24 protein-coding genes and 1 tRNA gene are annotated in these 25220 nt (G+C 65.6%); 10 read left to right on the forward strand and 15 right to left on the reverse strand.

What is annotated here, in order from left to right; translation table 11 throughout:
• Nucleotides 1-420: hypothetical protein (locus tag G3O06_RS27365; RefSeq protein WP_205818107.1), on the forward strand; the 420-nt coding region annotated here is incomplete at its 5' end.
• A 167-nt stretch (nt 421-587) separates the two neighbouring features.
• Here the strand turns inward: G3O06_RS27365 and G3O06_RS27370 are convergent.
• Nucleotides 588-1118: a cytochrome b gene (locus G3O06_RS27370; RefSeq protein ID WP_205818108.1), complete on the reverse strand. Its 531-nt coding sequence runs from the start codon at nt 1116-1118 to the stop codon at nt 588-590.
• Entirely contained in the window at nt 1118-2212 is a 1095-nt protein-coding gene (locus tag G3O06_RS27375; RefSeq protein ID WP_174985675.1) for a catalase family peroxidase, read from the reverse strand. The genes G3O06_RS27370 and G3O06_RS27375 overlap by 1 nt, the downstream gene beginning before the upstream one ends.
• A 156-nt stretch (nt 2213-2368) precedes the next feature.
• On the opposite strand from G3O06_RS27375, the gene G3O06_RS27380 reads away from it, so the two are divergent.
• Together G3O06_RS27380 and G3O06_RS27385 are read left to right on the forward strand one after the other, a co-directional pair.
• On the forward strand, nt 2369-2890 hold the full coding sequence (locus tag G3O06_RS27380) for a sigma-70 family RNA polymerase sigma factor (protein ID WP_047851530.1): 522 nt from the start codon (nt 2369-2371) through the stop codon (nt 2888-2890).
• Nucleotides 2887-3645 (forward strand): anti-sigma factor, encoded by a 759-nt coding sequence (locus G3O06_RS27385; protein WP_174970766.1) that lies wholly within the window; start codon nt 2887-2889, stop codon nt 3643-3645. The genes G3O06_RS27380 and G3O06_RS27385 overlap by 4 nt, the downstream gene beginning before the upstream one ends.
• An 849-nt stretch (nt 3646-4494) precedes the next feature.
• Here the strand turns inward: G3O06_RS27385 and G3O06_RS27390 are convergent.
• From G3O06_RS27390 to G3O06_RS27400, 3 genes are all read right to left on the reverse strand, one after another.
• On the reverse strand, nt 4495-5166 hold the full coding sequence (locus G3O06_RS27390) for a hypothetical protein (protein WP_205818109.1): 672 nt from the start codon (nt 5164-5166) through the stop codon (nt 4495-4497).
• A gap of 113 nt (nt 5167-5279) precedes the next feature.
• On the reverse strand, nt 5280-5606 hold the full coding sequence (locus G3O06_RS27395; protein ID WP_205818110.1) for a hypothetical protein: 327 nt from the start codon (nt 5604-5606) through the stop codon (nt 5280-5282).
• A gap of 31 nt (nt 5607-5637) precedes the next feature.
• The gene (locus G3O06_RS27400) at nt 5638-5898 is read right to left on the reverse strand and encodes a hypothetical protein (RefSeq protein WP_241020270.1); all 261 of its coding nucleotides are present in this window, start codon (nt 5896-5898) and stop codon (nt 5638-5640) included.
• Between the two features lie 587 nt (nt 5899-6485).
• Between G3O06_RS27400 and G3O06_RS27405 the strand changes: the two genes are divergently transcribed.
• Nucleotides 6486-6562: transfer RNA gene (locus G3O06_RS27405), tRNA-Val, on the forward strand.
• A gap of 308 nt (nt 6563-6870) precedes the next feature.
• Nucleotides 6871-7386: a DUF2628 domain-containing protein gene (locus tag G3O06_RS27410; protein ID WP_205818111.1), complete on the forward strand. Its 516-nt coding sequence runs from the start codon at nt 6871-6873 to the stop codon at nt 7384-7386.
• A gap of 105 nt (nt 7387-7491) precedes the next feature.
• Here the strand turns inward: G3O06_RS27410 and G3O06_RS27415 are convergent, their stop codons facing one another.
• Together G3O06_RS27415 and G3O06_RS27420 are read right to left on the reverse strand one after the other, a co-directional pair.
• On the reverse strand, nt 7492-8373 hold the full coding sequence (locus G3O06_RS27415) for a sigma-70 family RNA polymerase sigma factor (protein WP_205818112.1): 882 nt from the start codon (nt 8371-8373) through the stop codon (nt 7492-7494).
• On the reverse strand, nt 8373-8849 hold the full coding sequence (locus G3O06_RS27420) for a carboxymuconolactone decarboxylase family protein (protein ID WP_174917351.1): 477 nt from the start codon (nt 8847-8849) through the stop codon (nt 8373-8375). The genes G3O06_RS27415 and G3O06_RS27420 overlap by 1 nt, the downstream gene beginning before the upstream one ends.
• A gap of 537 nt (nt 8850-9386) precedes the next feature.
• On the opposite strand from G3O06_RS27420, the gene egtB reads away from it, so the two are divergent.
• From egtB to G3O06_RS27445, 5 genes are all read left to right on the forward strand, one after another.
• Nucleotides 9387-10610 carry an ergothioneine biosynthesis protein EgtB gene (egtB, locus tag G3O06_RS27425; RefSeq protein ID WP_205818113.1) on the forward strand — a complete coding sequence of 408 codons (1224 nt, stop codon included), beginning with the start codon at nt 9387-9389 and terminating at the stop codon, nt 10608-10610.
• Nucleotides 10594-11607 (forward strand): L-histidine N(alpha)-methyltransferase, encoded by a 1014-nt coding sequence (gene egtD, locus G3O06_RS27430; protein WP_205818114.1) that lies wholly within the window; start codon nt 10594-10596, stop codon nt 11605-11607. The genes egtB and egtD overlap by 17 nt, the downstream gene beginning before the upstream one ends.
• A 296-nt stretch (nt 11608-11903) precedes the next feature.
• Nucleotides 11904-12191: a hypothetical protein gene (locus G3O06_RS27435; RefSeq protein ID WP_043184802.1), complete on the forward strand. Its 288-nt coding sequence runs from the start codon at nt 11904-11906 to the stop codon at nt 12189-12191.
• Nucleotides 12192-12228: 37 nt separating this feature from the next.
• A complete protein-coding gene (locus tag G3O06_RS27440) occupies nt 12229-12483 on the forward strand; it encodes a hypothetical protein (RefSeq protein WP_174970750.1) in 255 nt (84 codons plus the stop codon).
• 188 nt (nt 12484-12671) lie between these two features.
• Nucleotides 12672-13058 carry a hypothetical protein gene (locus tag G3O06_RS27445; protein WP_205818115.1) on the forward strand — a complete coding sequence of 129 codons (387 nt, stop codon included), beginning with the start codon at nt 12672-12674 and terminating at the stop codon, nt 13056-13058.
• 256 nt (nt 13059-13314) lie between these two features.
• On the opposite strand, the gene G3O06_RS27450 is transcribed toward G3O06_RS27445, so the two are convergent.
• The 8 genes from G3O06_RS27450 to G3O06_RS27485 form a co-directional block, all read right to left on the reverse strand.
• On the reverse strand, nt 13315-16341 hold the full coding sequence (locus tag G3O06_RS27450) for a DEAD/DEAH box helicase family protein (protein ID WP_205818116.1): 3027 nt from the start codon (nt 16339-16341) through the stop codon (nt 13315-13317).
• On the reverse strand, nt 16341-18359 hold the full coding sequence (locus G3O06_RS27455; protein WP_174917345.1) for a site-specific DNA-methyltransferase: 2019 nt from the start codon (nt 18357-18359) through the stop codon (nt 16341-16343). The genes G3O06_RS27450 and G3O06_RS27455 overlap by 1 nt, the downstream gene beginning before the upstream one ends.
• A gap of 326 nt (nt 18360-18685) precedes the next feature.
• On the reverse strand, nt 18686-19816 hold the full coding sequence (locus G3O06_RS27460; protein WP_174970738.1) for a porin: 1131 nt from the start codon (nt 19814-19816) through the stop codon (nt 18686-18688).
• Nucleotides 19817-20097: 281 nt separating this feature from the next.
• Nucleotides 20098-20775, reverse strand: coding sequence for a response regulator (locus tag G3O06_RS27465; protein ID WP_174917343.1), 678 nt, complete (start codon nt 20773-20775; stop codon nt 20098-20100).
• Nucleotides 20776-20787: 12 nt separating this feature from the next.
• Nucleotides 20788-22155 carry a sensor histidine kinase gene (locus G3O06_RS27470; RefSeq protein ID WP_174970784.1) on the reverse strand — a complete coding sequence of 456 codons (1368 nt, stop codon included), beginning with the start codon at nt 22153-22155 and terminating at the stop codon, nt 20788-20790.
• An 88-nt stretch (nt 22156-22243) separates the two neighbouring features.
• The gene (locus tag G3O06_RS27475) at nt 22244-23101 is read right to left on the reverse strand and encodes an ABC transporter permease (RefSeq protein ID WP_122944022.1); all 858 of its coding nucleotides are present in this window, start codon (nt 23099-23101) and stop codon (nt 22244-22246) included.
• A gap of 37 nt (nt 23102-23138) precedes the next feature.
• The gene (locus G3O06_RS27480) at nt 23139-23936 is read right to left on the reverse strand and encodes an ABC transporter ATP-binding protein (RefSeq protein ID WP_122944023.1); all 798 of its coding nucleotides are present in this window, start codon (nt 23934-23936) and stop codon (nt 23139-23141) included.
• Nucleotides 23937-24058: 122 nt separating this feature from the next.
• The gene (locus G3O06_RS27485; RefSeq protein ID WP_174970735.1) at nt 24059-25063 is read right to left on the reverse strand and encodes an ABC transporter substrate-binding protein; all 1005 of its coding nucleotides are present in this window, start codon (nt 25061-25063) and stop codon (nt 24059-24061) included.
• Nucleotides 25064-25220 lie beyond the last annotated feature (157 nt).

Genomic DNA, 25220 nt, shown 5'->3' on the forward strand with positions numbered 1-25220 from the left:
CTCTTCAGTTTAAACCTGTTACTGTTTTCGGTTCAGTTAAGAACCGGTCGCTCACTCAAAGCTGACAGGAATATGAATTGCTTCATAAACCTGACTTACTTTAGTGTGAGACTCTTGATACTTTCGCCATCTGATCCGAGGATCAGCTCGCTTCCATCAAGCGCCCACACTTATCGGCTGTTAATTTTTAAAGAGCATTCTGCGAGGAACTTCGTGTTTCTCAGCAGCGCTGCGTTTTCAGCAGCAGAGAAGCGAGATTATCAACCGTTTTTTTCAAACTCGTCAACAACTTTTTTAACTACTTCGTTGCGACGACTGCGGTTTAATTTCGTGTGCGCTGAAGTCATTAAAACCGACATCAACAGCACCGCTTCCCTTCTTTCCCCGCGCTGCGTTTCCGTTAGCGCGAAAGAGGCGTGATTTTAAGCACCCGCCCCCAACTCCGCAACCCCTTTTGTGAAATTATTTTGACATGCAGTGCCGGGGGACGCTGAGCCTCTCCATTGTTCATATATAAGTGACGCGGCAGAAGCCGTCTCGGTCGCCCGTGAACAGCCCCCGCCGCATCGAACGCAACCCTCCGTCGCTCACCGGCCCACCATCGCCCTCACCACGCCGTCCCGCCGAATCAGCCCGTGATACAGCGCGGCAGCAAAGTGCGCGAGGAACGTCGCGAAGAACAGATACGCCAGCACCCGGTGCGCGACCCGGAGCCACGCGAACGTCACCGGATCCGCCGCCACGATCGCCGGCAGCTGCACACCTCCGCCCAACGTCACCGGATACCCGCCCGCCGACAGCATCGCCCACCCGATCAGCGGCATCGCGAGCATCAGCGCATACAGCACGAGATGGGATCCATGCGCGGCCACCCTCTGCCACCACGGCAGATCCTCGGGCAACGCCGGCGGCTTTGACAGGACCCGCACCACGATCCGCACGCAAACCAGCACGAGCACGGCAATACCCAGAGGCTTGTGAATCGCCACCAGAAGCGCATGCCGCTCAGAAACGGACGCCACCATCCCCACCCCGATGAACAGCATCGTGATGATCATCGCAGCCATCACCCAGTGCAGCACCCTCGCCGGCAAACCAAACGTCGTCGAAGCCTTCATCACCGTCCCTCCCCACTCAATCGCGCCACGCCTGCCACCCCGGCCTCTTCACTCGTCCTGCGCAGATACGAATCCGCATAGGCAGCCGACCGCGCCGCCAGCAACGGATCCCCTGACGCCTGAATCCCCTGCGGCAGCACCGTCGGGTCGTAATTCACATCTCGGCACGGCCCGCTGTCCTGCGCCTCCACGCGGTCGAGCACGAGCGTGCCCGCATCGATCGTCGTGCGCTGCGCAGGCCATACCTTCGTCGCGTCGTCCACCGGATCGCCGGGTTCCGCCAGCGTGACCAGCAGCTTCCACTTCTGCGGACCGGCCGCGATGCGCTGCGTCACGTCCTGCTGCAACACGTTCGGGTCCGCGGCCGTCGCGACGTTCCCGGCGCCGGCCGTCTGCTCCGGCACGACGCGCCACCGCACCGCCTGGCGCTTGCCCGCCGCGTCGACGAAGTAGAACGCGTTCAATCCGTAATAGCTTTCGGTGACGTAGCTCGCGCTCGGCTTCGCACCCTTTATCCAATCGCGGAACGCGGCCGTCTCCGGGTGCGCGCCGAAAAACGCCTTCACCTTCGCCGGATCGGGCTTGCCCGTCTTCGGATCGGCTCGCGTCGCCAGCAATTGCGCGTAGAACGCCTGCGGCGTCGCCACAGGAAACACCGGCATCGCATTCATCCCAGTTCGCCATTGCTCACCATCGGGCGCGGTGAGCTTCAGCGCGAGGCTGCGGATCGGCACGCTGCTGTCGGGCGCATACGGATTCCCGCCCGGCAACGCGAACCGTCCGACCACCGGCGTGCGCACCGCCTTGAAGAACGGCGCGACCGAATACGCGCTCGCGGCACCGTTGCCTTCGAAGTAACCGGTCACGCACACGCCCTTCGCGTGATTGCGCCGGAAGCCAGGGTGAATGCCGCCGCCGGCCGTCTGCAACGCATCGACGATCCGGTGCGGGGTCAGACGCGCCGGCGCAAACCACCCGCCGGCATACCCGAACGCCACGGCCACGCCGGCCACCGCGCCGCCGATCGCGGCCCAGCGCCACCACCCGCGCCCGGGCTCGCGCTGCGGCGAAGAAGAGGAAGAAGATCGCTCCATATATATGCTCCCGACCGTCAGGTCATTGTCGAACTCGCGTAGGACGCCACCCGCGCCGCTTTATTCCACGAAAAATTTTTTCCTATGCTGGTGGAATAAGCGACGCCGACCGGCGTCTTACGCGACATCTCGACCCATTCGGCAACCGGCCCGGCCATGCCCTCCACCGCCCTCGACGACGAAGCACTGCGCGAACTCATCCCCAGGCTGCGACGCTTCGCGCTCTGGCTCGCGCGCGACGTCCACGCGGCCGACGATCTCGTCCAGTCGACGCTCGAGCGCGCGCTGTCGCGCTGGTCGAGCCGCCGCGACGACGCATCGCTGCGCAGCTGGCTCTTCACGATCCTGTACCGGCAGTTTCTCGACGGCAAACGCAGCGCGAAGCGCTACGCGTGGCTGCTCGGGCGCATCCGCGATGACGACGAAGCGCACTGGCCGTCCGCCGAACGCGAATTCGCGGCGCGCGCGACGCTCGAAGCATTCGGCCGGCTCTCCGATGAGCAGCGCAGCCTGCTGCTCCTTGTCGCGGTCGAGGGCTTCACGTATCAGGAAGTCGCCGACCTGCTCGACATTCCGATCGGCACCGTGATGTCGCGGCTCTCCCGCGCGCGCCAGGCGCTGCGCCAGCTCAGCGACGGCGAGCTTCCCGCTCCTTCTTTGCGATTGATGAAGAAATGAACACGCCTCCGAACGAACACGACCTTCAGGCCTACGTCGACGGCCAGCTCGACGACGAGGCACGCGCCGCGGTCGAGCGCTATCTCGCACTGCATCCGGAGCGGGCGGAACAGGTCAGGCAATGGCAGCAGGATGCGCAGCGGCTGCGGGCCGCGCTCGAGAGCGTGCGGATGCCCGCGGATAATCCCGCGCTCGATCCGGCGGCGATTCGGGGACGGCGCGTAGAACGCACGCGGATGCGGTTCGCGATGGCGGCTTCGTTCGTGTTCTGCGTCGGGCTGGGGACGTTCGGCGGATGGCAGGCGCGCGGATGGAACGCGCCGCCGCCGATCGCGCCGATGAGCGATGCGGTCGAGGCTTACCGGATGATGGTGGTCGATCAGACGGCGAAGGTGGATTACCGGCCGACGGGTGCGGGAGATTTGCAGGGATGGCTCACCAGGCGCGTCAGCGCATCGGCGAAGCTGCCGGATTTGAGCGCGGCGGGGTTCAGGCCCGTTGGCGGACGGTTGTTCACGACGGACCATGGGGGCACGGCCGCAATGGTGCTCTATGAAGACGATGCCGGTCGAACACTGAGCTTCTATCTCCGGTCGCCGGAAGCGACACATCGACTGCTGCCGGCCGGCCAACGCGTGGATGGCGCGTTGCTGGCGCGGTATGGATCGGTGAACGGGCTCAACTACGCGGTGGTCGGGCCGGCCGGGAGCCTCGGAGAAAAAGCGATCGCGCAGGCGCTCGATCAGCAAACGTGAGTGGTACGATGCGCGCCGCGCTGGCGGTCCCTGGTCGCCGCCAGAGGTCCGAATGGTACGGCTTCGCCGGCTTGGGCGTGCTCACGTTCACCGCTTGAATGCACAGCGTTTCGAGTGACTTTCCAGGTCTGTTGTCCACACTGGGACTGCTCCGGCACCCTCACCCGTTAAACACACAGGGTTTCGAGTTACTCCGAAACAGGATGTCCACATCGATCATGACGATGCTGCATGCGGTCATTGGTCGGCACGCTCACTTTTGTTCGGCACAGCGTTTCGGGTTGTTTTGGGGCCGCGATATCCACAACCGGTGACGTCCCGCGAACACCTGCACCGAATTCGATTACCCTCACCCGCTGGGTGCACAGGCTTTCGAGTACGTTGGCTTCTCGATATCCACACGGCATTCAAGCACGACGGATCGCGCAAAAATTATCCGCGTCATCTGCCATGGTCTGGCAAAGCCCCGCCAGGCAAGGCACTCAGGCTGATTCGTGTGATCGAATGCAAGGTGCTCACCGATTCAATGCACAGAGATTCGACTGGTTGGCGTGCGGGTTGTCCACATGCGGCCATGTCGAGCCTGACCAAGGCCGCACGAAACGCGATGCACATTGCGCATGTGGCCACGTCGTGCACCAGCGACCTTCCGTTCAGTCGCATGCTCATGCGCCCGGATTCGCTCGTCACTCTCCGATATCGCGTGGATCCACGCCCGGCTGGCAATTCCGACGTACGCTCACCAACCGGATGCACAGCGCGCCGAGTCGTTTTGCACCCCGGTTATCCACACACCAATGCCGAGCACCTTCGCCACCGCCGAAGTCACTCGGTCAGATAGACGTTGGTTTACGCCGGTGTGGCATCGTCACCTAGACCGCTGCGCCTCAACGTTTCGCGCAGACAGCTTCGACAAACCCGCTCGCCCGCATTCCACAGCTTGTGGAACGTCTGCTCGTCATCGAGCCTGAACGTCGATCCGTCGATCGCGACATCGGCCCCGAGCACCTTGCGCAGAAACGCTTCGCTGAACCAGTACTTCGGTTCGTGCTGCTTCGTGCGGTCCGTCACCTGTACGACATGGCAATCGCGGATCACGTCGATCGACAGGATCGCTGCTTCGATATCCGGCGACGTGCGCGTCGGCATGATCAACCCATGAAGCTCGCAACGCGCGAAGCCGTGCGGCCATTTGGCATCCGCCGCGACGACGGACGTGTCGAACGCCTGCGCCTCCGACGTCGGCTCACGCGGCGCTTCGCCGGATCGCACGAGCAGCTCGTCGACACACGTCGAACAGCCATACGCGCGCAAACGCTCGAGCGCCGCGATTTTCGGGAATGCAGTGACATGGGCGACGTTCCCGATAAACGACGCTTCGACATCGAGTTCGTCGAACTCGGTACGTAGCACCGACATTTCGCGGCTGTACTTCGGCCGGTCGAGCGAGACCTTGAGCAGCTCGCCGGGCGCGAACTGGCCGCGCGTCCGAACGCGCGCATGGACGCCCTTCGACGTCATTCTGACAACGTTGAACCCGTGCCGATGGCAAACGATCGGTCCCATTACCGGCCCTCGCTCTGCATTTTCTTCGGCATCGTCACGTATGTGGAAAACATCGACCGATCGTCGCTTCAATGCCGCTCGATCACGTATTGCGCCGGACCGCGCCATGCGATCGAACGGTAATCCTTTCGAATGACGCCAATTTCCCGGTAATACTCGACGAGCGCTTGAGGGCTCCAGTCACGGCCAGCGGAAAACAACGCGTCCAGGTCGACAAGCGCGGCAACGAGAGCACGTCGATCAAGATCGTCCGCGATCGTGCGCTCCCAACGATCGCCGTGCCGTGCAAACCCGAGGCGCATCAGTACATCCGCGACAGCCGCCACGTCAGTCACGACAACCGCAACGTGGCCGGCAATATCCGTCACCAGTATCTCGTCGACAGGTACCTTCACTGATCCCCTCGTCCGGTTTCGTCCTCTGTCATCACTCTGCCTCTTTCGCGAGCCATCTAACGATCTCCGCGATGTCCTCGCCGGACAGCTTCCCGACGCGATCGACAAACACCCCGTAGTCGAGATCGAACTTCACGTTGAATCGCTCGCCTTTGTAGCGGCAACACAGAACCTCGGCTTCCGGTATCGACACGCGCTGCTCGAACACGATGTCGCGGGGATGCTGCTGCATCCGGTGTACGACGGCATCGATGTCGAGTGCGTCGAGCCGGGTCAACGAAGAGTCGGTCATGAGTCGCGAGCCTGTGCGCCAGGCCCTCGCATCCTGGATGCCGGCGATTCTACAGACATGACGGCTCACGGATCGCTCGAGCGCTTCACAGCCTTCCGCTTCGTTCATCCAATCCCTGCTCGCAGTGCATATCCTGCCCGGATCACAGTCGACGGACTGTGCTTATCCAAAGGTGTTAACAGAGTTCGTATACATACGTAGTGATAGTTAACAAACCCTGTGCCTCACAGTGGATAACGTCCCTAACCCCATGAATTCTCGACAGGAAGCGGAATGCATAACTTTGGGTGAGCCACGTGAACAGCTTCGGGAAGCACAGAACAACTTTTCGTCGATTCACAGCCGCGCCGACATATCCTCAATCGTTCCACTGTGAATCCAGAGGCTTGCCGGATGGTTATCCAGAGGGCAATGTGGATAACATCACAGCGCATCGACGCGTTTTGCTGTGATGCGAACAGGTGAAGCCAACGTTCCCGGCATCGCCAGGCAACATCGATCGGCGGCCCCCGCGCACCCCGATTCAAAAAATTTTCACGAAGGGGCTTGTGCTCCTCAAAAACCCTCTCTATAATTCGCGGCTTCTTAGGCTCGTAGCTCAGTTGGTTAGAGCACCACCTTGACATGGTGGGGGTCGTTGGTTCGAATCCAATCGAGCCTACCAACGAACAAATGAAGGGGTCTGGCAGCACACATCGCCTACAGGCAATGCGGCTCGCCAACATACAAACGCCACGCGGCAACTTCGCGTGGCGTTTTTCTTTTTCCGACCGAAACAACGCATGTCGCCTCGATGCGTTGCGCGATCCACGGCATCGCATCCTTCCTCACCGACACCTCGATCAGCCATACAACGGGCACTGCGCCGCGCGTAGAATCGTGTGCGCATCGAAGCGGCTGTTCCGACCGTCGCCCGATCTCCAACGCATCAAAACAACAACGCGCGATCCGCGCGACCGAGAGAACACGATCATGTCCGACGTCACGACCGCCACATCATCCGCGAGCAACGACGAAATCGCCGCCTACGTCGGCAAGAAAGCCGCATGGTTCGAGAGGAAGTGGGAAATCGCCGCGTCGCGAAAGAACCGGCAGTCCTGGAACTGGGCCGCCTGTTTCCTGGGCCCGGTGTGGATGGCGTATCGATGCATGTACTGGCAGGCGGCAGCCGTCCTTGGCGCGACGCTCGCGATCACGATGGTCGAGGTGCTGTTTTTCCCCAAATACTTCGAATCGACCACGTTCGACCCGGTCACCGTCGGGATCGCTGCCGCGCTCGGCTGGTGCGGGAACAGCCTCTACAAGACGCACATCGAACGCCAGATCGAAAAGCTGCGCCCGAACGCGACGTCTCGCGAATCGTTTCTCGCGCTGCTGGAGGCGCAGGGCGGCACGAACTGGCTCGCGGCGACCGGTTTCGCTGTCGCGACGCCGTTGCTCGGCATGCTGATGATCCTGGTTCACACCGCCGTGGTCGGGAAGTACTGATCGCGGGAACGGGCGCCGGCGGCCGGCAAATCGGGCAACGGGACGAAGAAAAGGGCGCATCGCCACCGTGCATGCGCACCGCACCCGACACGCGTTCCATCGTCCTCAATGCAGATGCTTCAATTTGTCAGGATTCCGCACGACATAGATCGCGACGATCTTGCCGTCCTCGATCTCGAGCGCCGTGGTCTGCAGCTCGCCGTCCGCTTCCTGCGTGACGAAACCCGGCAGCCCGTTGATGAACCCTGCACGCACGAGCTTCGACGCATGCGTGGCGAACAGCCCGGCCAGGTACTCGTGCACCTTCATCACGCGCTCGAAGCCGAACACCGGCGTGCCCGCGGCCGAGCGCTTGCCGCCGCCATCCGCGTGCAGGCTCACGTCCTCGGCGAGCATCGCGCCAAGCGCGCGCATGTCGCCGCTGCGTGACGCTGCGAAAAACGCTTCCGCCAATTCGATCCCGCGCTGCTTCTCGACATGAAAACGCGGCCGTGCCTCGCGCACATGCGTGCGGGCCCGCGCGGCGAGCTGCCGGCACGCGGCCGGGTCACGCTGGATCGTCGTGGCCACTTCGTCGAACTCGAGGCCGAATACGTCGTGAAGCAGGAACGCCGCGCGTTCGAGCGGCGAGAGCCGTTCGAGTGCAAGCAGCAGCGGCAGCGTGACGTCTTCCTGTTCATCTTCCTCGACGACCGGCTCGGGCAGCCACGGGCCGATATAGGTCTCGCGCTGGTGCCGCGCGGACTTCAGCTGGTCGAGGCACATGCGCATCACCATGCGGCGCAGGAACGCCTCGGGTACGCGCACCTCGGTGCGGTCGACGTCCATCCAGCGGATGAACGCCTCCTGCACCATGTCCTCGGCATCCGCGACGGAGCCGAGCATCCGGTACGCGACGCGGATCAGCGTGCGGCGCAGCGGGTCGAAACTCGCGGCCGCGTCGGCCCGCTCTTCGGCGCTGCCGTTGGCCGGGTCGAGGTTCGGCATCAGGCCACCATCTTCGCGGCGGCGGCCTTCGCGTCGGCCGGCTCGATCCACAGCCCGAAGCCGACCGCGAGCCGGTTCCAGCCGTTGATCACGTTGATCATCAGCGTGAGTTTCACCTGTTCCTCCTGGCTGAAGTGGTCGTTCAGCGCCGCGTAGGCTGCTTCATGCGCCGCGTGACCTTCCGACAGCCGCGTGAGTGCCTCGGTCCAGCCGAGCGCCGCGCGTTCGCGGTCGGTGTAGCAGGGCGCTTCGCGCCATGCGGACAGCAGGTAGATGCGCTGCTCGGTCTCGCCTTGCTCGCGTGCCTCGGCCGTGTGCATGTTAATGCAGTTCGCGCACGCGTTGATCTGCGATGCGCGGATCTTGACCAGCTCGATGAGCGTCGGCTCGAGGCTCTGCGCGACGGCGACCGAGACGGTCATCCAGTTCTTCATCAGGGCGGGTGCGGCGGCAAACGGATTGAGTTTTGCAGTCATGGTCCTTCTCCTTTCGTATGGGTTCCGGTGATATGACGAGCGAGCCCCCCGCGTGTGTGACATCGACGCGAAATTTTTTTCGAAGCCGGCGAGCGGATCGGCGCGGAAGGCCGCCGGGCAAGGGCAGGCAGGGTGCTCGTCGAACGCGAAAAATTCGGCGAGCATGCTTCGTGCACCCGTGCTGGTCAGACGATTCCCCGTTCATGTCATGGTGACGATCACGGCCGCGTGAACGGCCGCTGCGTGCATCTCCGCACGAACCTCTATACGCGCTGATGTCAGCAATTGGCAGGTGATCGGTTGCTTTCATTTACATTTATCTGCCGTTTCGTCCGCATCTCGATCAGCAGCATTCACATTTCTGGACCATACTGTTCTGCACGGGCAGATGAAGTGACGCCGCATTCGCGGCCCGGCGCGCGCGCCGGCTGCCCGACGACGCAGCAGCAGGTCGCACGTCAGCCGCGCGCATCACGCGCAAGGCTTTCCCTTTTCCGGCAACGCAACGCAGCGAATCGCGACGTGGACGGTAAACCGATGAGCCTCCTTGCATCACAGCTTCAGCGCCGTTACCAGGACGTGCGCGCCCATAGCGTCGCATTGACCGCGACGCTGTCCGCCGAAGACCAGGCCGTGCAGTCGATGCCCGACGCCAGTCCGACGAAGTGGCACCTCGCGCATACGACCTGGTTCTTCGAAACCGTCGTGCTGATGCGCCGCGTGCCCGGCTACGCGCCGTTCGACGCCGCATTCCAGTTCCTCTTCAATTCCTATTACGAAGCGCTCGGCCCGCGCCATCCGCGGCCGCAACGCGGGCTGCTCACGCGCCCGTCGCTCGACGAGGTGCATGCGTACCGGCAATACGTCGACGACGCGATGCTGCGCGCGCTGGCCGGCGCCGATGCGGCGCTGCTCGATACGATCGCGCCCGAGATCGTGCTCGGCCTGCATCACGAGCAGCAGCACCAGGAACTGATCGTCACCGACATGCTGCACGCGTTCTCGTGCAACCCGCTGAAGCCGGCGTTCCGGCCGCGCAACGGGACGGACGCGGGTGCGATGGCCGCGGGCGACGCCGGCGCGCAGCACTGGCTGCACCAGCCGGGCGGGCTCGTCGAGATCGGCCACGACGGCGATGCGTTCTCGTTCGACAACGAACGGCCGCGTCATACGGCGCTCGTGCGGCCGTACGAGATCGCGAACCGCCTCGTGACGAATGCGGAATTCGCGGCGTTCGTCGCCGACGGCGGCTACACACGCCCCGAGTTCTGGCTGTCGGACGGCTGGGCCACGGTGCAGCGGGAAGGGTGGCAAGGGCCCGCGTACTGGATGCCCGACGACGACGATGCGGCCGCCACGCGCGTACGGCGCACGTTCGGCCTGCACGGCGTCGAACCGCTCGCACCCGACGCGCCGGTGTGCCACGTGAGCTTCTACGAAGCGGCCGCGTACGCGGAATGGGCCGGCGCGCGCCTGCCGACCGAATTCGAATGGGAAGCCGCGTTCGGCGCCGAAGGCATCCGGCAGATGCTCGGGCACGTGTGGCAATGGACGCGCTCGTCCTACGAGCCGTATCCGGGCTTTCGGCCGCTTGCGGGTGTCGCTGCCGAATACAACGGCAAGTTCATGGTCGGCCAGCAAGTCCTGCGCGGCAGCAGCATCGCGACGCCGCCCGGGCACGAACGGCCGACGTACCGCAATTTCTTTCCGCCGGCCGCGCGCTGGCAATTCACGGGAGTGCGACTTGCGCGAGACGTCTGACCAGACGGCCACGAGCGGTGGCCAGCAACCCGCCCGCGATTCGCGGCCGAGCGCGTTCGAGCGCGACCTGATCGACGGGCTGTCGCGCACGCCGCGCAGCATTCCGCCGAAATACTTCTACGATGCGGCTGGCTCCGCACTGTTCGATCGCATCTGCGAGTTGCCCGAGTATTACCCGACCCGCACCGAGCTCGGCATCCTGCGCGATCGCGCGGCCGAGATCGTGCGGCGCGTCGGCCCGCATGCGGAACTCGTCGAATTCGGTGCGGGCTCGCTCGAGAAGATCCGTGTGCTGCTCGACGCGTTCGCGGGTAACTATGCGAACGCGCCGGCGCGCTACGTGCCGGTCGATATCTCGGCCGACTATCTGCACGACGCCGCCGCGCGGCTGCGTGCCGCGTATCCGTGGCTCGACGTCGCGCCGATCGCGGCCGACTACACGAAGGCCGAGCAACTGGCCGAGCTGACCGCGACACCGGCGCGGCGCATCGGCTTCTTTCCCGGCTCGACGATCGGCAACTTCTCGCCGGAAGAGGCCGATGCGTTCCTGCGCGATGCGGCGCGGCTGCTGCGTGGCGGCGGCTTGCTGGTCGGCGTGGATCTCGTGAAGGACGAGCGCACGCTGCACGACGCTTACAACGATGTGCAGGGCGTGACCGCGCAGTTCAACCTGAACCTGCTGGTGCGCGCGAACGCCGAGCTCGGCGCGGATTTCGACCTCGACGCGTTCTCGCATTGCGCGTTCTACGACAGCGCGCGGCAGCGCATCGAGATGCATCTCGTCAGCGATATCGCGCAGACCGTGCACGTGCGCGGCCACGCGTTCCGCTTCGACGCCGGCGAGCGCATCCACACGGAGAACTCGCACAAGTTCACGATCGACGGCTTCCATGCGATCGCGCGCCGCGCAGGATTCGCGCCCGATACCGTGTGGACCGACGCGGACAACCTGTTCAGCGTGTACTGGCTGCGCAGCGTCGACGATATCCGCGCGTGACGCCCGCGCTTGCGAACCGCTCGCGTACGGTGCGGGCGGTTCGCTTCCGGCGCATTCCCGCACACGCCTGCGTGTGTCGATCGTGCGGTTTCTTGCCGATAATCCCTTTCTTCCCGGCCCGATGCACCGCTGCAACGGTGCTTGGAATGTCTCCTCTTCCTTGTCCCGCAAGGCTTTGCGGGCGCCCGTAAACGTCCGTTACCTGTCTCGCATACCCGTTTCACCTGTGTCTGTGTCCGGTGCCTAGACTCCGAACCGTATCCACATGACGCACGACACGTGCAGGGAGTCGCGAGATGAACAAGAAACTCATTCTCGGTGCAGTTCTCGGTGTAGCAGCGCTGGCAGCTTCGGGCGTCGCATCGGCCCACGTCGACCTGTCGGTCGGCATCGGTGTACCCGCGTATGCGGCGCCCGCGCCCGTCTACGTGGCGCCGCCTCCGCCCGTCATGTACGCGCCGGTCGGCTATCGCGATGACGGCTGGCGTCAGCGCGAATGGCGCGAACACGAGTGGCGCCGTCGTGAATGGCGCGAGCACGAGTGGCACGATCGCGGCGGCTGGCGCGGCGGCCGTTGGGATTAAGCGGTTCGATTGATCACAACAAGAGGAGATTGAAAACATGATGCCCATTCGACACATCAGGCTGTGCGCCACCGCCGCCATCGTTGCGCTTGCCACCATCGGCAGCGCGCACGCGGCGGGCTGCATGAAGGGCGCGGTGGTCGGCGGGGTCGCCGGCCACTATGCGGGCCACCATGCCGTCGTTGGTGCGGTCGGCGGCTGTATCGTCGGCCACCACATGGCGAAGAAGCAGGCGCAGGAGCAGGCCGCACAGCACAAGGCCGCCGCGCAGGGCATGCAGCCGGCGCAGTAACTACCATCGTCACCGGGGCGGCGCTGCGGCGCCGCGCCAGTCCGCTTCGTTCTCCATTCAAGCTCGACCCGGATTGATCTGACGAATGTGTGTCGCGCGCTTCGTTACGATCATTTACAACGTCGTGTGGCGCGAATTTTGCGCGTTCATAGAATGCAATCACACGAACGCGCTCCAGGGAGCACAAGATGAAACAGCAACGATATCTGTCCGTATTGATGGCCGCGCTGCTCGCGCTCGGCACGGCTTCCGCGTATGCCGCAGCCGGCGGCAATGGCGGTGGAAACGGTGGCGGTGGCGGTGGCGGTCACGGCGCAGGTGGTTTGGGCGGCAATGCAGGCGGCATGTCCGCCGGCCATATGAGCGGCGAGGCGTCGAGCAACTCGAACGGCATGCACGCGGGCGACCGCGACAAGGGCCTGTCGCGCGCGGCCGACCGCTCCGACACGATCGCCGACCGCGCCGGCGTGCAGCCGGGCCACGGTCACACGCACGGAACCACGCACGGTCACACGACGCACGCGTCGACGTCCACGCATCATTCGCGTCACCATGCATTCGGCCGCACGCTTTAAGCGCGGCGCGCAAACGTGACGGAAGGGCGCTTCGGCGCCCTTTTTTCATCGTGGCAACGCCATGCGGCTGTCGCGCGAAAACATCGTGCCGACCCGATTTGCAACCAGCCGTAACCGCGCCGCGAACGGGCGCGAATACAGATCGCTTACACGCGGTTAACAGACAGGAAATCGGCGCGTCGCGCACGCAGCGCCAGCGCGCCCGGCAGCGTCGAAACAGGCCATAAAAAAGGGCGGCTCATCGCCGCCCTTCGCTTTATCGCCCGGCGCCCGCCAGCGGCACCGCAGGTTCAAACAACGCGTCCGCCTGCCTGACGCGCACGAAGCGCGCCGCGCCGTCACCGTCCACCAGCGCCCGGAAATGCGCTTCGCCGCACGCGAGCTTCGCGCGCTCGTGCTCGCTCGGCACGTTGCCGTCCGCATTCGGCGTATCGACGACGAAGTACAGCCGCTCGCCGCCGTCCTGTTCCGCGAGCACGGCCCAGTCCGGGTGATAGCTGCCGAGCGGCGTCTGCACGCGGAACCACGCAGGCAGCTTCGCGTACAGCTTCACGCCGTCGTGCGCCTCGAGCGCATCGGCGAACGCGCGTTCCGCGTCCGTCTCGCACACGACCGCCTCGTGGATCGACTTCTGCGCATCGGGCCGCAGGTTGCGCAGGTAGCCGGTCAGCGCCTCGCTCTCGAACGATTCGAGCGCATGCACATGGCGCTCGCCGAGCTTGCGGTACGCGATGCCCGCGACGAGCGCGTGGCGCTTGCAGCGGTTGATCGCATCGGCCGCGACCGCGATGAACTGCTGCGGATTCACGCGGAAATCCTCGAGCCGGCCGCTGTCGGCCAGGATCGTCGCCAGCGAACGGCGCGTGAGCTGCGTGCGGTCCTGCAACTCGGTGAGCAGGTCAGGCAGCGGCAATTCGCCTTCGTCGAGCAGCACCGTGCCGGCGCCGGCCACCTCGATCGCCTCGATGCCGGCCTTGCCGATATCGATCTCGGCCTTGCGCCACTGCAGCCGTGCGCGCGCGATGTCCGGCGCGCCGTGCAGCGCGACCGCGCAGTCGCGCACGAGCTTTGCGTTGTCGAACTCGACGCGGTACACGGTGCGATGGCGGATGCGGTCCCACAACGCGCGGAAATCCTCGCCGAACACGACGGCCTTGCCCGACGCATCACGCCGCAGCGCGATTGCGCGGCGCTCGTCCGCGTTGCGCACGGCAAAGCGGCCCGACAGCTTGCGCAGCGTCGCGACGATCGGCGCGCGCAGCATCTCGAACGCATCCGGCAGCACCAGCGCGCTCTGGCGCAGCGCATCCTTCAGCCGGTCGAGCACCTTGCCCTGCGCGTCGACGTAGCCTTGCTCGTGCAGGTGATTCCACAGCACGCACGACAGCTCGACACCGAGTGCATGCGCGGGCCCGTCGCCTTCCTGTACGGGCAGCGCCGCGAACTGGTGTTCCTCGACGATGCCGAAACGGATGCCCGTATCGGCCTCGATTTCCTTCTGCAGGTTCTCCGCGAACGACTCGTAGCGCTCGGTCGCGATCACGGTGAGCGTGTTCACGCCCGCATCGCGTACGCGTTCGCCGTCCTGGTCGACGGCGAGGCGCAGCCCGCGGCCGAGCGTCTGGCGGCGCTCGCGTTCGGTCTGGATGTCGCGCAACGTGCAGATCTGGAACACGTTCGGGTTGTCCCAGCCTTCCTTCAGCGCCGAGTGCGAGAAGATGAACTTCAGCGGCGTGTCGAACGACAGCAGCGCTTCCTTCTCGCGCATGATGAGGCCGTACGCGCGTTCCGCGTTCTCGCGGGCCGCGGCGCTGCTTTCGCTGGTGTCGGTCCAGCCGCCCTTGCGGTCGATCGAGAAGTAGCCGTTGTGCGCGCGCCCGACTTCGAGCGCCACGTCGACGCCGTCGAACAACGCACGGTAGGCCGGCACGCGCGCCGCACGCGCATATTCCTCTTCGAAGATCAGCGCGTAGTCGCCCTTCACGGGCATGCCGTTCTCGTCGTACTGGCGGTAGCGCTCGACCGAATCGACGAAGAACAGCGACAGCACCTTCACGCCGCGTTCGGCCAGGCGCAGTTCCTTGTCCAGATGCTCGCGGATCGTGCGGCGGATCATCTCGCGCTGCACCGCGAGCGTATCGATGTCGCCGAATGCCTCGCCGAGCGACAGGAACGCCTCGCCTTCCGGATGGCGCAGCTCGACGTATTCGGCGCCCTTCACCGCATGGACTTCGCCGATCCGCAGCCCCGCGTACAGCGCGCGCTTGGTCAGGCGTTCGAGATCGTCGCCGTCGGTGGCCGACACGATCTGGCGTTTCACGCCGGCCGTCGTCGCGACGTCGAGCTCGACGCGCGCGCTGATCGCGCCGCGCCGGTTCGACACGCCGACGAGCCGCACGTACGGCTTGTTGTGCGCATCCTCGACGATCGCCGACGCGATCTCGATCTGCTTGACCAGCTTGCGCTCGTACGCATCGACCGCATCGAGCCGGTACACCATGTGGTGACGGTCGACGTGCGTGGCCGAATAGCGCAGCGTGCAGAGCGGCGCCATCGCGGAAAGCGCTTCGCGGCCACGGCCTTCGAGCCCGCCGTCGACGCTCTGCGGCTCGTCGACGATCACGATCGGCCGCGTCGCGCGGATCAGGTCGATCGGCTTCTCGCCGCCGGTCTTCTCGCTGTCCTTGTAGAGGTTGTTGATTTCCTTCTTGTTGATCGCGGCAACGGTCATCACCATGATCTGGATCGCCGCGCTCGCCGCGAAGTGGCGCACCTGGCCGAGCTTCGCGGAGTCGTACAGGAAGTAGTCGTACGGCACGCCCGCATACAGCGCGCGGAAGTGATCCTCGGTGATCGCGAGCGTCTTGTGCACGCCTTCCTTGATCGCGATCGACGGCACGACGATCACGAACTTCGTGAAACCGTAGCGGCGGTTCAGCTCGAAGATCGTGCGCAGGTACACGTAGGTCTTGCCGGTGCCGGTTTCCATCTCGACGGTGAAGTCGCGCGAGCCGGGCAGGCCGGACGGCGGCAGCCCGCCGCGCAGCTGCACGTCGGCGAGATTGCGCGCGAGCGCGTCGTCGGTCAGCGACAGCCGGTTGCCGACGCCCTGTTCCGACACCGCGAAGCCGAGCGAGCCTTGCGCGGCGGCCGTCGTGCCGGGCGCGGCGTTCGCGAGCACGCTGAAGTCGCCGCGATACGATTCCTGGCCGCGAAACAGGTCGCAGACGGCGTCGATCGCCTCGCGCTGGTAGTCGAGATCCGCTTCGAAATGCAGCCGCATCACAGGCTCCGCACGCGCTTCACGCCGTGCTGTTCGAGCAGCGCGGCGAGATTGAGCTTCGCGACGTCGTCGACGAAGCCGCTGTCGCGGAACAGGCACGTGACGTCGCGCGTCGTGCCGGTCGCATCGAGCAGGTCGACGATGCCGTCGGCCAGTGGCCCCGCGTCGTCGCGCGCGATGCGTGCATCGAAGCACGCGACGATCGAGCGGCCGATCAGGTGCACGGTCTTGCCCGCCACCTGGTGATGCTCGACCGGCGTGCACAGGTCGAGGCCGAGCTTCAGCGTCAGCTCGGCCAGCAGGTCGTCCTCGGTGCGGCCGGTCTTCACGTGTTCGACGGACGCGAAGAGCGCGTGGTCGAAGTCGTCGCGGCGCGGATCCCACTCGATCACGTTGGTCGTGTCGAGCCGGTACACGCGGAAGCCGAGGTCGCCATAGCTTTCCGGGTAGTCGCGCGCGACCTGCTGCGCGGCGCGGCGCAGGCGTTCCTTCGTGATTTCGGCGAGCGTCAGCGGCTTCTTCAGCTTCGTGCAGAAGTCGGCCGCGCTCTGCTGCGTCTTGTCGCGGCGGTCGAGCGCTTCGGGCAACTGCACGAGCACGTAGCGGCGCGCGCCGCCGTCGGTCGCGTTAACCTGCATCACAGCGTGGCCGGTCGAGCCGGAGCCGGCGAAGCAGTCGAGCACGATGTCGTCGCCGCGCGTGCACCAGCCGATCACGGCTGCCGCGAAATCGACCGGCTTCGGCAGGTCGAACGGGATGCCGAGCGTCTTCAGCAGCGCGTCGTCGGAGCCGGCGAACGGCAGCACCGACGGCACGTTCTCGTACATGTTCTCGTCGAGGTAGTAGATCCGCTGCGGCTGCGTGCTTTCATCCGCGCCGAATTCGATCTGGCCGCGCTCGATCAGTGCCTGCATCGTGGCGGGCGGGTTGCGCCAGCCGCGCGCCGGCATCGCGCACGGCTTGCCGGTGACCGGGTGGATCAGCGGCGTGAAATACTCTTCCGGCGCCTTCTTCTTGTTCGGCCAGGCCATCGACACGAGGCGGTACACGCGGCCTTCTTCCGACAGCCGGTCGTACATCACCTCGCCGCCGGACAGGTTGGTCTGCGCCTTCATCCATGCGCGGTACGCCTTCTGCGCATCCTTCGCGTTGCCGCTGCGGTACACGGCGTCGTGCGCGGCGTCGAGCATGCGCTGCGCGTTGCGCTTCGGGCGCTTGAGCGGCGCCTGTTCGAGCAGCGTCTCGGCGTTGCGCGCGAACAGCACCAGCGATTCGTGCTGGTACGCGACGCCGCGCGCGTCGCCCTTAGGGTTGCGCTTGTCCCACACGGCCACGCCGAGCTCGTTCTCCTCGCCGAAGATCTCGCGCAGCATCAGCACCAGCGCGTGCACTTCATGCTCGTCGATGTGCACGGCGATCAGCCCCTCGTCGGACAGCAGCGCGTGCGCGAGCTTCAGGCGCGGATACATCATGTTCAGCCAGTCGGTGTGGAACCGGCCGTTCGCCTCGGTGTTGGTGCTGCGCTTCACGCCGCCCTGGGTCTGCCCGGTCATCGCCAGGTAGTGGCGGATGCTGTCGCTGAAGTCGTCCGGATAGACGAAATCGCTGCCCGTGTTGTACGGCGGGTCGATGTAGACGAGCTTCACCTTGCCCGCGTAGCTCTTGTGCAGCAGCTTCATCACGTCGAGGTTGTCGCCCTCGATCACGAGATGGCGCGTGTCGTCCCACGCGACGCTGTCGTCGGGGCAGGGCCGCAGCGTGCCCGTCGACGGCGTGAGCGCGGCCTGGCGCGCGCTGCGCTTGCCATGCCAGTGGAAGCCGTAGCGCTCGTCGGCGTCGCCGACCGTGCGTTCGCCGATCAGCGCCTTCAGCACGTCGACGTCGACCGACGCGCCGCCGGGGCCTTCGGTCACGAGTTCGGGGAACAGCGCCTTCAGGCGCGCGACGTTGTCGGCGGTGAAATCCGTCGACATCGCCTGCGGGCTGGCCGCATCGAGTTTCTGCATCGTCTTTTCCATCGGAGCCCGGCCGCGCGCGCCAGGACGTCGGGCGCGCTCGCGGCACCGGCGGCAACGGCCGCCCGGGCAAACCCGAAACGCTATCGAGTCGACCGGCCGAGGTCAAGCGCCGATGTGGGCCGATCGTGCGGGCATCGGCCGCGATCGCCCGCCGGACGGGCCGCAAGCGGCTTCGGGCCGGTTGTCGCACGGCCGGCCGGCGGGCGCCTCCGGACGCGCCCGGGAAAGGACGAAAAAAAGGGCACGGTCGGCGCCAAGCGCCGGCGTGCCCGCATGGAGAATCCCGGACGGAGGGTGCGGCGGGGCCCGTCGGGCCCCGTTTCAGGTCAGAAACGCGTGCGGATGCCCGACGTCAGTTCGAGCTGGTTCTTCGCGCCGAACGTCGACGACACCGTGTAGCCGCCGTGCAGCTTCATGTAGTCGCCGGCGAGGTAGACCTCGGTACGCTTGCTCAGGTGATAGAACACCGACCCGTAAATCGTTTCCTTGAAGCCGTTGCTGACGCCGTTGGTCAGGCTGAACGCGCCGAGGTTGGCGTTCGGCGTGAAGCCGTCCGAGTTGTTCGCGGCGTTCTTGACACGCATCTGCTGGTAGCCGAGCTCGTAGTCGAGCGCGCCCTTCGGCGCGATCTTCATCGACACCGTCCACGAATCGTCGTGGCGCTGGCCGAGCGAGCCTTGGTCGCCGTTGTAGCGGAAGTAGCCGGCGTTCAGGCGCACGATGCTGAACGTGTAGTTGCCGCCGACCGAGAACGTCTGGTTCGTGAAGCCGTCGTGGTTCACGTGGTTGTAGAAGCCCGACACGTTGAACGGCCCGCCGTTGTAGCCGAGCGCGACCTGGTACGCGGAGCCGGTCGCGAACGCGGTCGAGTTGCTGAACTGGTAGCCGGCGCTCGCGAAGATGCCGTTGCTGAACAGCTTCTTCCACGCGATGCCGTTGTTGTAACGCGTGCCGGTCGGGCCGGCCGCGTAGAAGATCATCTGCTTGAAGTTGTTCGAGTTGGTCCAGCCGCCTTCCTCGGTCGTGAGCTTCGCGGAACCGTACGGGTCGCCGTAGATCGCGGCCGAGTCACGCGCGATGGTGTTCTGGAAGCCGGCCGTCAGCTTGCCGAAGCGCTCGTCCTCGACGCCGACCCACGCATCGCGGTCGAAAATCTGGCCGCTGTCTTCCATCTGGCCGTTCGCGACCACGAATTCGCTTTCGAGGCGGAAGATGACCTTCGTGCCGCCGCCGATGTCTTCGGCGCCGCGCAGGCCCCAGCGGCTGCCGCTGAACCACGGCTCGCCTTCGTTGCCCATGCCGATCACGTGATTGCCGTTCGCATCGGCGTGGGTCCGGTAGGTCGGAAAGCTCAGGTCCATCAGGCCGTAGAGCTGCACGCTCGACTGCGCATGCGCCTGGGTGCCGGCGCACAGGCCAGCCGCCGCGATGGAAAGGGCAAGGGTTTTTCGTTTCAAGATCGTCTCCTCCGAGCTGCCGCATTGAAATCTGGTCGTTGGCAGTACGTAATGTATGCCGACTCTTGCCGGCCACAGCGAGAGGGCCGACGCATAGCATCGTAGAGGGGGCAATCCTTCACGACGCTTTCCCGGACGCAAGAATCGGATCGGTGAAAACACCGAACGCGCAACAATCACGAATCGGGCAGGCGTGCGGAAACAGGCAAGCCGGGGGCGTCGGTATGCGTCGATGCCGTTTCGTGCTACGAATCGGTATTCAGGGCTCGCAAAGGAGCGTGTCAGTCCTGCGTGCTCTTCATGCGCAGGATGTAACCCAGCCCGCGCAGCGTGATGATTTCGGCCGTGCTGCCCGCGAGATGCTTGCGCAGCCGGTGGATGTAGATGTCGATCGCGTCGGCGCTCGGCTCGTCGTCGAGCGCGAACACGCTGTCCATCAGCCGCGTCTTCGACACCGTCTTGTTCTGCTGCAGCATCAGCGTTTCGAGGATCGCGTGCTCGCGGCGGCGCAGCGCGAGCACCGTTTCGCCGCAGCGGAATTCGCGCGTGCCGAATGCATAGACGAGATCGCCGCACACGAGCTGCGTCGTGCCGACGCCGGCCTGCCGGCGGATCAGCGCGCGAATCCGCGCGACCAGCTCGCGCGATTCGAACGGCTTCACGACGTAATCGTCGGCGCCCGCGCCGAAGCAGTCGACCTTGTCGTCGACCGAGCCGTGCGCGGTCAGCATCAGCACCGGCACGTTGTCGTTGCGGCGCCGCAGCCGCGCGAGCACCTCCTTGCCGCTGATGCCGGGCAGGCGCATGTCGAGCAGCACGGCGTCGTAACGTTCGGTCTTCAGCACCGTATCGGCGCGCTCGCCGTCGCCGACGGAGTCGACCGCGAAATCCTCGCCGCGCAGCAGGTTCACGATCCAGTGCGCGAGTTCGGCGTTGTCTTCGACCAGCAGGAGTTTCATGGCGACATCTCTTCAATCGTACGCAGGCAGCCGTACAGTCACAACGATACCGCGATTGCCGGGCCCCGGCGCGAGCGACGCACTGCCGCCGTGCGCCTGCGCGATCTCGCGGACGATCGCGAGCCCGAGGCCCGAGCCCTCGGTATCGGCCGACACGCGGTAGAACCGCTTGAATACGTGCGGCCGCGCTTCGGCCGGGATGCCCGGGCCGTTGTCGACCACGTCGAGCACGATCGCGTCGCCGTCGCGGCGGGCGGCCACCGTCACGCAGCCGCCGGGCTGCGTGTAGCGCACCGCGTTGTCGACGAGGTTCATCACCAGCGCGGTCAGCAGGCTGTCGCTGCCCGCGACGTCGAGCCGCTCGCCGAGATCGGCGCCCAGGTCGATATTGCGCCGCTGAGCAAGCACGATCGTTTCCTCCAGCACGCTCGACACCACGGCCGCGAGATCGACGCGATGGGTCAGCAGCGTCGACGGTGTCGCTTCCGCATGCGCGAGCAGCAGCAGCTTGTCGGTCACGTCGGCCATCTTGCGGCTGCTGCGCTGCATGCTGTCGAGCACCGATGCAAGCTCCGGATCGTCGTGCCCGCGCCGCTGCGCGTACTGGATCTGCGTGTCGAGCACCGCGATCGGCGTGCGCAACTGGTGCGCGGCATCCGCGATGAAGCGGCGCTGCGTGGTCGTGTGCGTGTTGAGCCGCGCGATGCACTGGTTGATCGCGTCGACGATCGGCCGCAGCTCGTTCTGCAGCCGCTCGGGGCGGATCGGCTCAAGCTCCATCGGCCCGCGGTCGGCCACGTCGTCCTTCAGCTTCATCAGCGGGCGCATCTCGAAGGTGAGGCCGAGGTACACGAGCCCCATCGCGAGCATCAGCATCAGCGACAGGCGCACGAGCTGCGGCCGCCAGATCGTGGCGACCATCGCGCGATGCGAGCGCGTCGTCTTCGCGACGACGACCGTGACCGTCTCGATCTGCCCCTCGTCGTACAGCTGGCGATCGTAGGCCACCGCGCGCAGCGGCACGCCGTCGAGCGACGTGTCGTACAGCGTCGGCTCGATGCCGTGCCGCGCGGGCACATCGAGCGCCGGCGTGCCCGCGAGCAGGCGCTCGCGTCCGTCGACCACCTTGTAGAACACCGAGTCGCCCGACGGCGATTCGAAGATCTCCAGCGCGGCCGGCGGCACGTCGGCGACGGGCCGCCCGTTGCGCCATTCGATGTCCTCGCCGATCGTGCGCGCGGACGCGACGAGCGCGCTGTCCTGCACGAGCGCGGCCGTGGTCCGCGCGGTGTCGTACGACATCGCGCCGGCGATCAGCATGAACACCGCGAGCGGCAGCAGCAGCCACCACAGCAGCCGCCCGCGCAGGCTGTGCGCCATCCTGTTGCGCTCCTTCTCCGAAATGCCGAACCGCGCCGGGGGCGCCGGCGCGGTCGGGAGTGTCATGTCAGGCGTCCGTCTGCGGCGTTCAGAACGCCGCGGGGCGCCACTTCAGCAGCCGCTTCTCGAGCCACGTCAGCAGGTAGTCGGCGGCCAGCGCGACCACGGCCAGCACGATCATCGCCGCGAACACGCCGCTTGCGTTGAACGCACCCTGGGCGGTGGAGATTAGCAAACCGATGCCCTGCTTGGAACCCAGGAATTCGCCGACGACCGCACCGACCAGCGCGAAGCCGAAGCTCACGTGCAGGCTGGCGAGAATCCAGCTCAGCGCGGACGGGATCACGACCGCCGTGGTGATCTGCCGGCGCGACGCGCCGAGGATCTGCGCATTCGCGATCAGGTAGCGGTCGGCTTCGCGCACGCCCTGAAACGCGTTGCCGAACACGACGAAGAACACCATCACGACGGCCAGCGCGATCTTCGACGCCATCCCGAGGCCCAGCGCGATCACGAAGATCGAGCCGAGCACGACGCGCGGAATCGAGTTCGCGATCTGGATGTACAGGCCGAACACGTCGGCCATCAGCTTGTTGCGGCCGAGCACGATCCCGCAGATCACGCCGGCAACCGAGCCGATCACGAAGCCGATGCCGGTTTCCTCGAGCGTGACCCACACCTGCGTGAGCAGCGGGCCTTGCGATGTGCCGTTCACGAACCAGTCCTGGATCTGTTCGAAGATCAGCGACGGCATCGAGAAGAAGAAGGGATCGATCCACTTGAGGCGTGCGGCGAGTTCCCACCCGCCCAGCACGATCACGAGTACGGCGATCCGCAGCGTGACGATCAGGTTGCGCCGGCGGCGCAGCCGGCGTTGCGCGGCGCGCTCGTCGTCCTCGAGCGTCGTCGCCGGAATGGCGGTGGGGGGAAGCGTCATGTCGGTCATGCTCCTGTCCTTGCGGTCCTTGCCTTGAGCGTATGCGTCAGCCGATCTGCACTTCTTCGCGCAGGTCGTGCCAGATGTCCTTGGAAATTTCGATGAAGCGCGCGTCGTAGCGGATCTCCGACGTGACGCGCGGGCGCGGCAGGTCGATCTCGTACACGCGCTTGAGCGTGGCAGGCCGCGCGGTTAGCACGAACACGCGGTCGGCGAGGGCGATCGCCTCCTCGAGATCGTGCGTGACGAACACGACCGAGCCCTTGTTTGCGGACCAGAGCTGCAGCAGCTCGTCCTGCATCAGCGTGCGCGTCTGCATGTCGAGCGCGGAGAACGGCTCGTCCATCAGCAGGATTTCCGGCTGGTTGATGAAGGTCTGCGCGAGCGCAACACGCTTCCTCATCCCGCCGGAGAGCTGGTGCGGGTAGTGCTTCGTGAACTTGTCGAGGCCGACCTTGCGGATCCATTCCTCGGCCTGCGCGTACGCGACGTCCTTCGAGCGGCCGCGAAACAGCGGGCCGGCCGCGACGTTGTCGATCACGTTGCGCCACGGGAACACGGCGTCGGCCTGGAACACGAAGCCGATGCGCGGATCGATCCCGTCGACCGGGCGGCCCATCACGCGCACCTCGCCCGACACGGGCTTGAGCAGCCCGGTGATCATGTTCAGCGTCGTCGACTTGCCGCAGCCGGTCGGCCCGACGATCGCGATGAACTCGCCGCGCGCGACGCTCATGCTGAAGTCGCGCAGCGCGACGGTAGCCTTGCCTTCCGGCGAAATGAAGCGGCACGACACGTTGCGAAACTCGATCGCCGGTGTGCTCGGGGAGACTGCCTGGTTCATCGCTCTTTGTCCTGCGGGTGAGGAGGGCGTCGCATCGTGGCGACGCCGGGCCGGTCAACCGGGCCGGGACGGGGCACGCACGGCGGCGGGATCGCCGCCGCCGGCGCCGCTACCGATATCGCTTACTTCGCGTTCACGAAATCGTTCGTGAAGGTGCGCGCCAGGTCGATATGCTTGCCCTTCACCGACGGGTTGAACGCCGACAGCACCTTCAGCACGGTGGCCGGGCCGTCGGCCGGCATCTTGCCGTCGGCCGTGTACATCGGCAGCGACGCCTTCAGCGCGCTCACGTACAGCGCCTTGTCCTTCTGGTAGTCGGCCGGCATCTTCGCGGCGATTTCATCGGCGCTGTGCGTATGGATGAACTGCATCGTCTTCGCGAACGCATGCGCGAGCTTGGTCGCTTCCGCCTTGTGCGAATCGGCCCAGGCCGATTGCACGTACAGGCTCGCGGCCGGGTAGGTGCCGCCGAGCGCCGCGCGCGTGCCGTCGACGGTGCGCATGTCGACCAGCACCTTCGCGTCGCCCATCTTCTCGAGCGCGGACACGGTCGGCTCGGTCGTCATCCCGGCGTCGATGCGGCCCTGCTTGATCGCGGCGATGAAGCTCGCGTCGGCGCCGACCGGCAGCATCGTGTACTGGGTCGACTGCACGCCGTGCTGCAGCGCGAGGTATTGCGTGAGGAAGCTCGTCGACGAGCCGAGGCCCGTTACGCCGAGCGTCTTGCCCTTCGAGTCGGCCATCGACTTGAAGGTCGGCGCGGCCTTGGTCGACACCATCTCGACTTCGCCCGGCACCTGGCCGAACACGGCGATTGCCTTCACGTCCTTGCCCTTGCTCTGCAGGTCGATCGTGTGGTCGTAGAAGCCGACCACGCCCTGCACGGCGCCCGCGAGCAGCTCGTTCTCCGCGTCGACGCCGGCCGGTTGCGACAGCAGCTCGACGTCGAGCCCTTCGGCCTTGAAGTAGCCGAGTTCCTGCGTGAGCCGCGCGGGCAGGTAGATGAGCTTCGCGATCCCGCCGACCATGATCGTGATCTTGCCGCCGTCGTCGGCGAAAGCGGGGTGAGCGGCAAGCGCGCAGCTCAGGCTGGCTGCAACGGCGAGGGTGCGCAGGATAGGTCGCATCGGGTCGTCTCCGGTCGTTGTATTCGTGGCGCGATGCTTGCTGCATCGTCACGACGAGTATAGGGAGGCGAAACCTTCCGCTACCTTTCGCGGCCGGGCGATTCCTATAGGGGTTTTCCAGCAATTTCCGCGCAGCGGGCCGGTGCGGGTAGCGAAA

Origin of the sequence: Burkholderia sp. Ac-20345, from assembly GCF_017104825.1 — a bacterium.
GTDB lineage: Bacteria > Pseudomonadota > Gammaproteobacteria > Burkholderiales > Burkholderiaceae > Burkholderia > Burkholderia lata_B.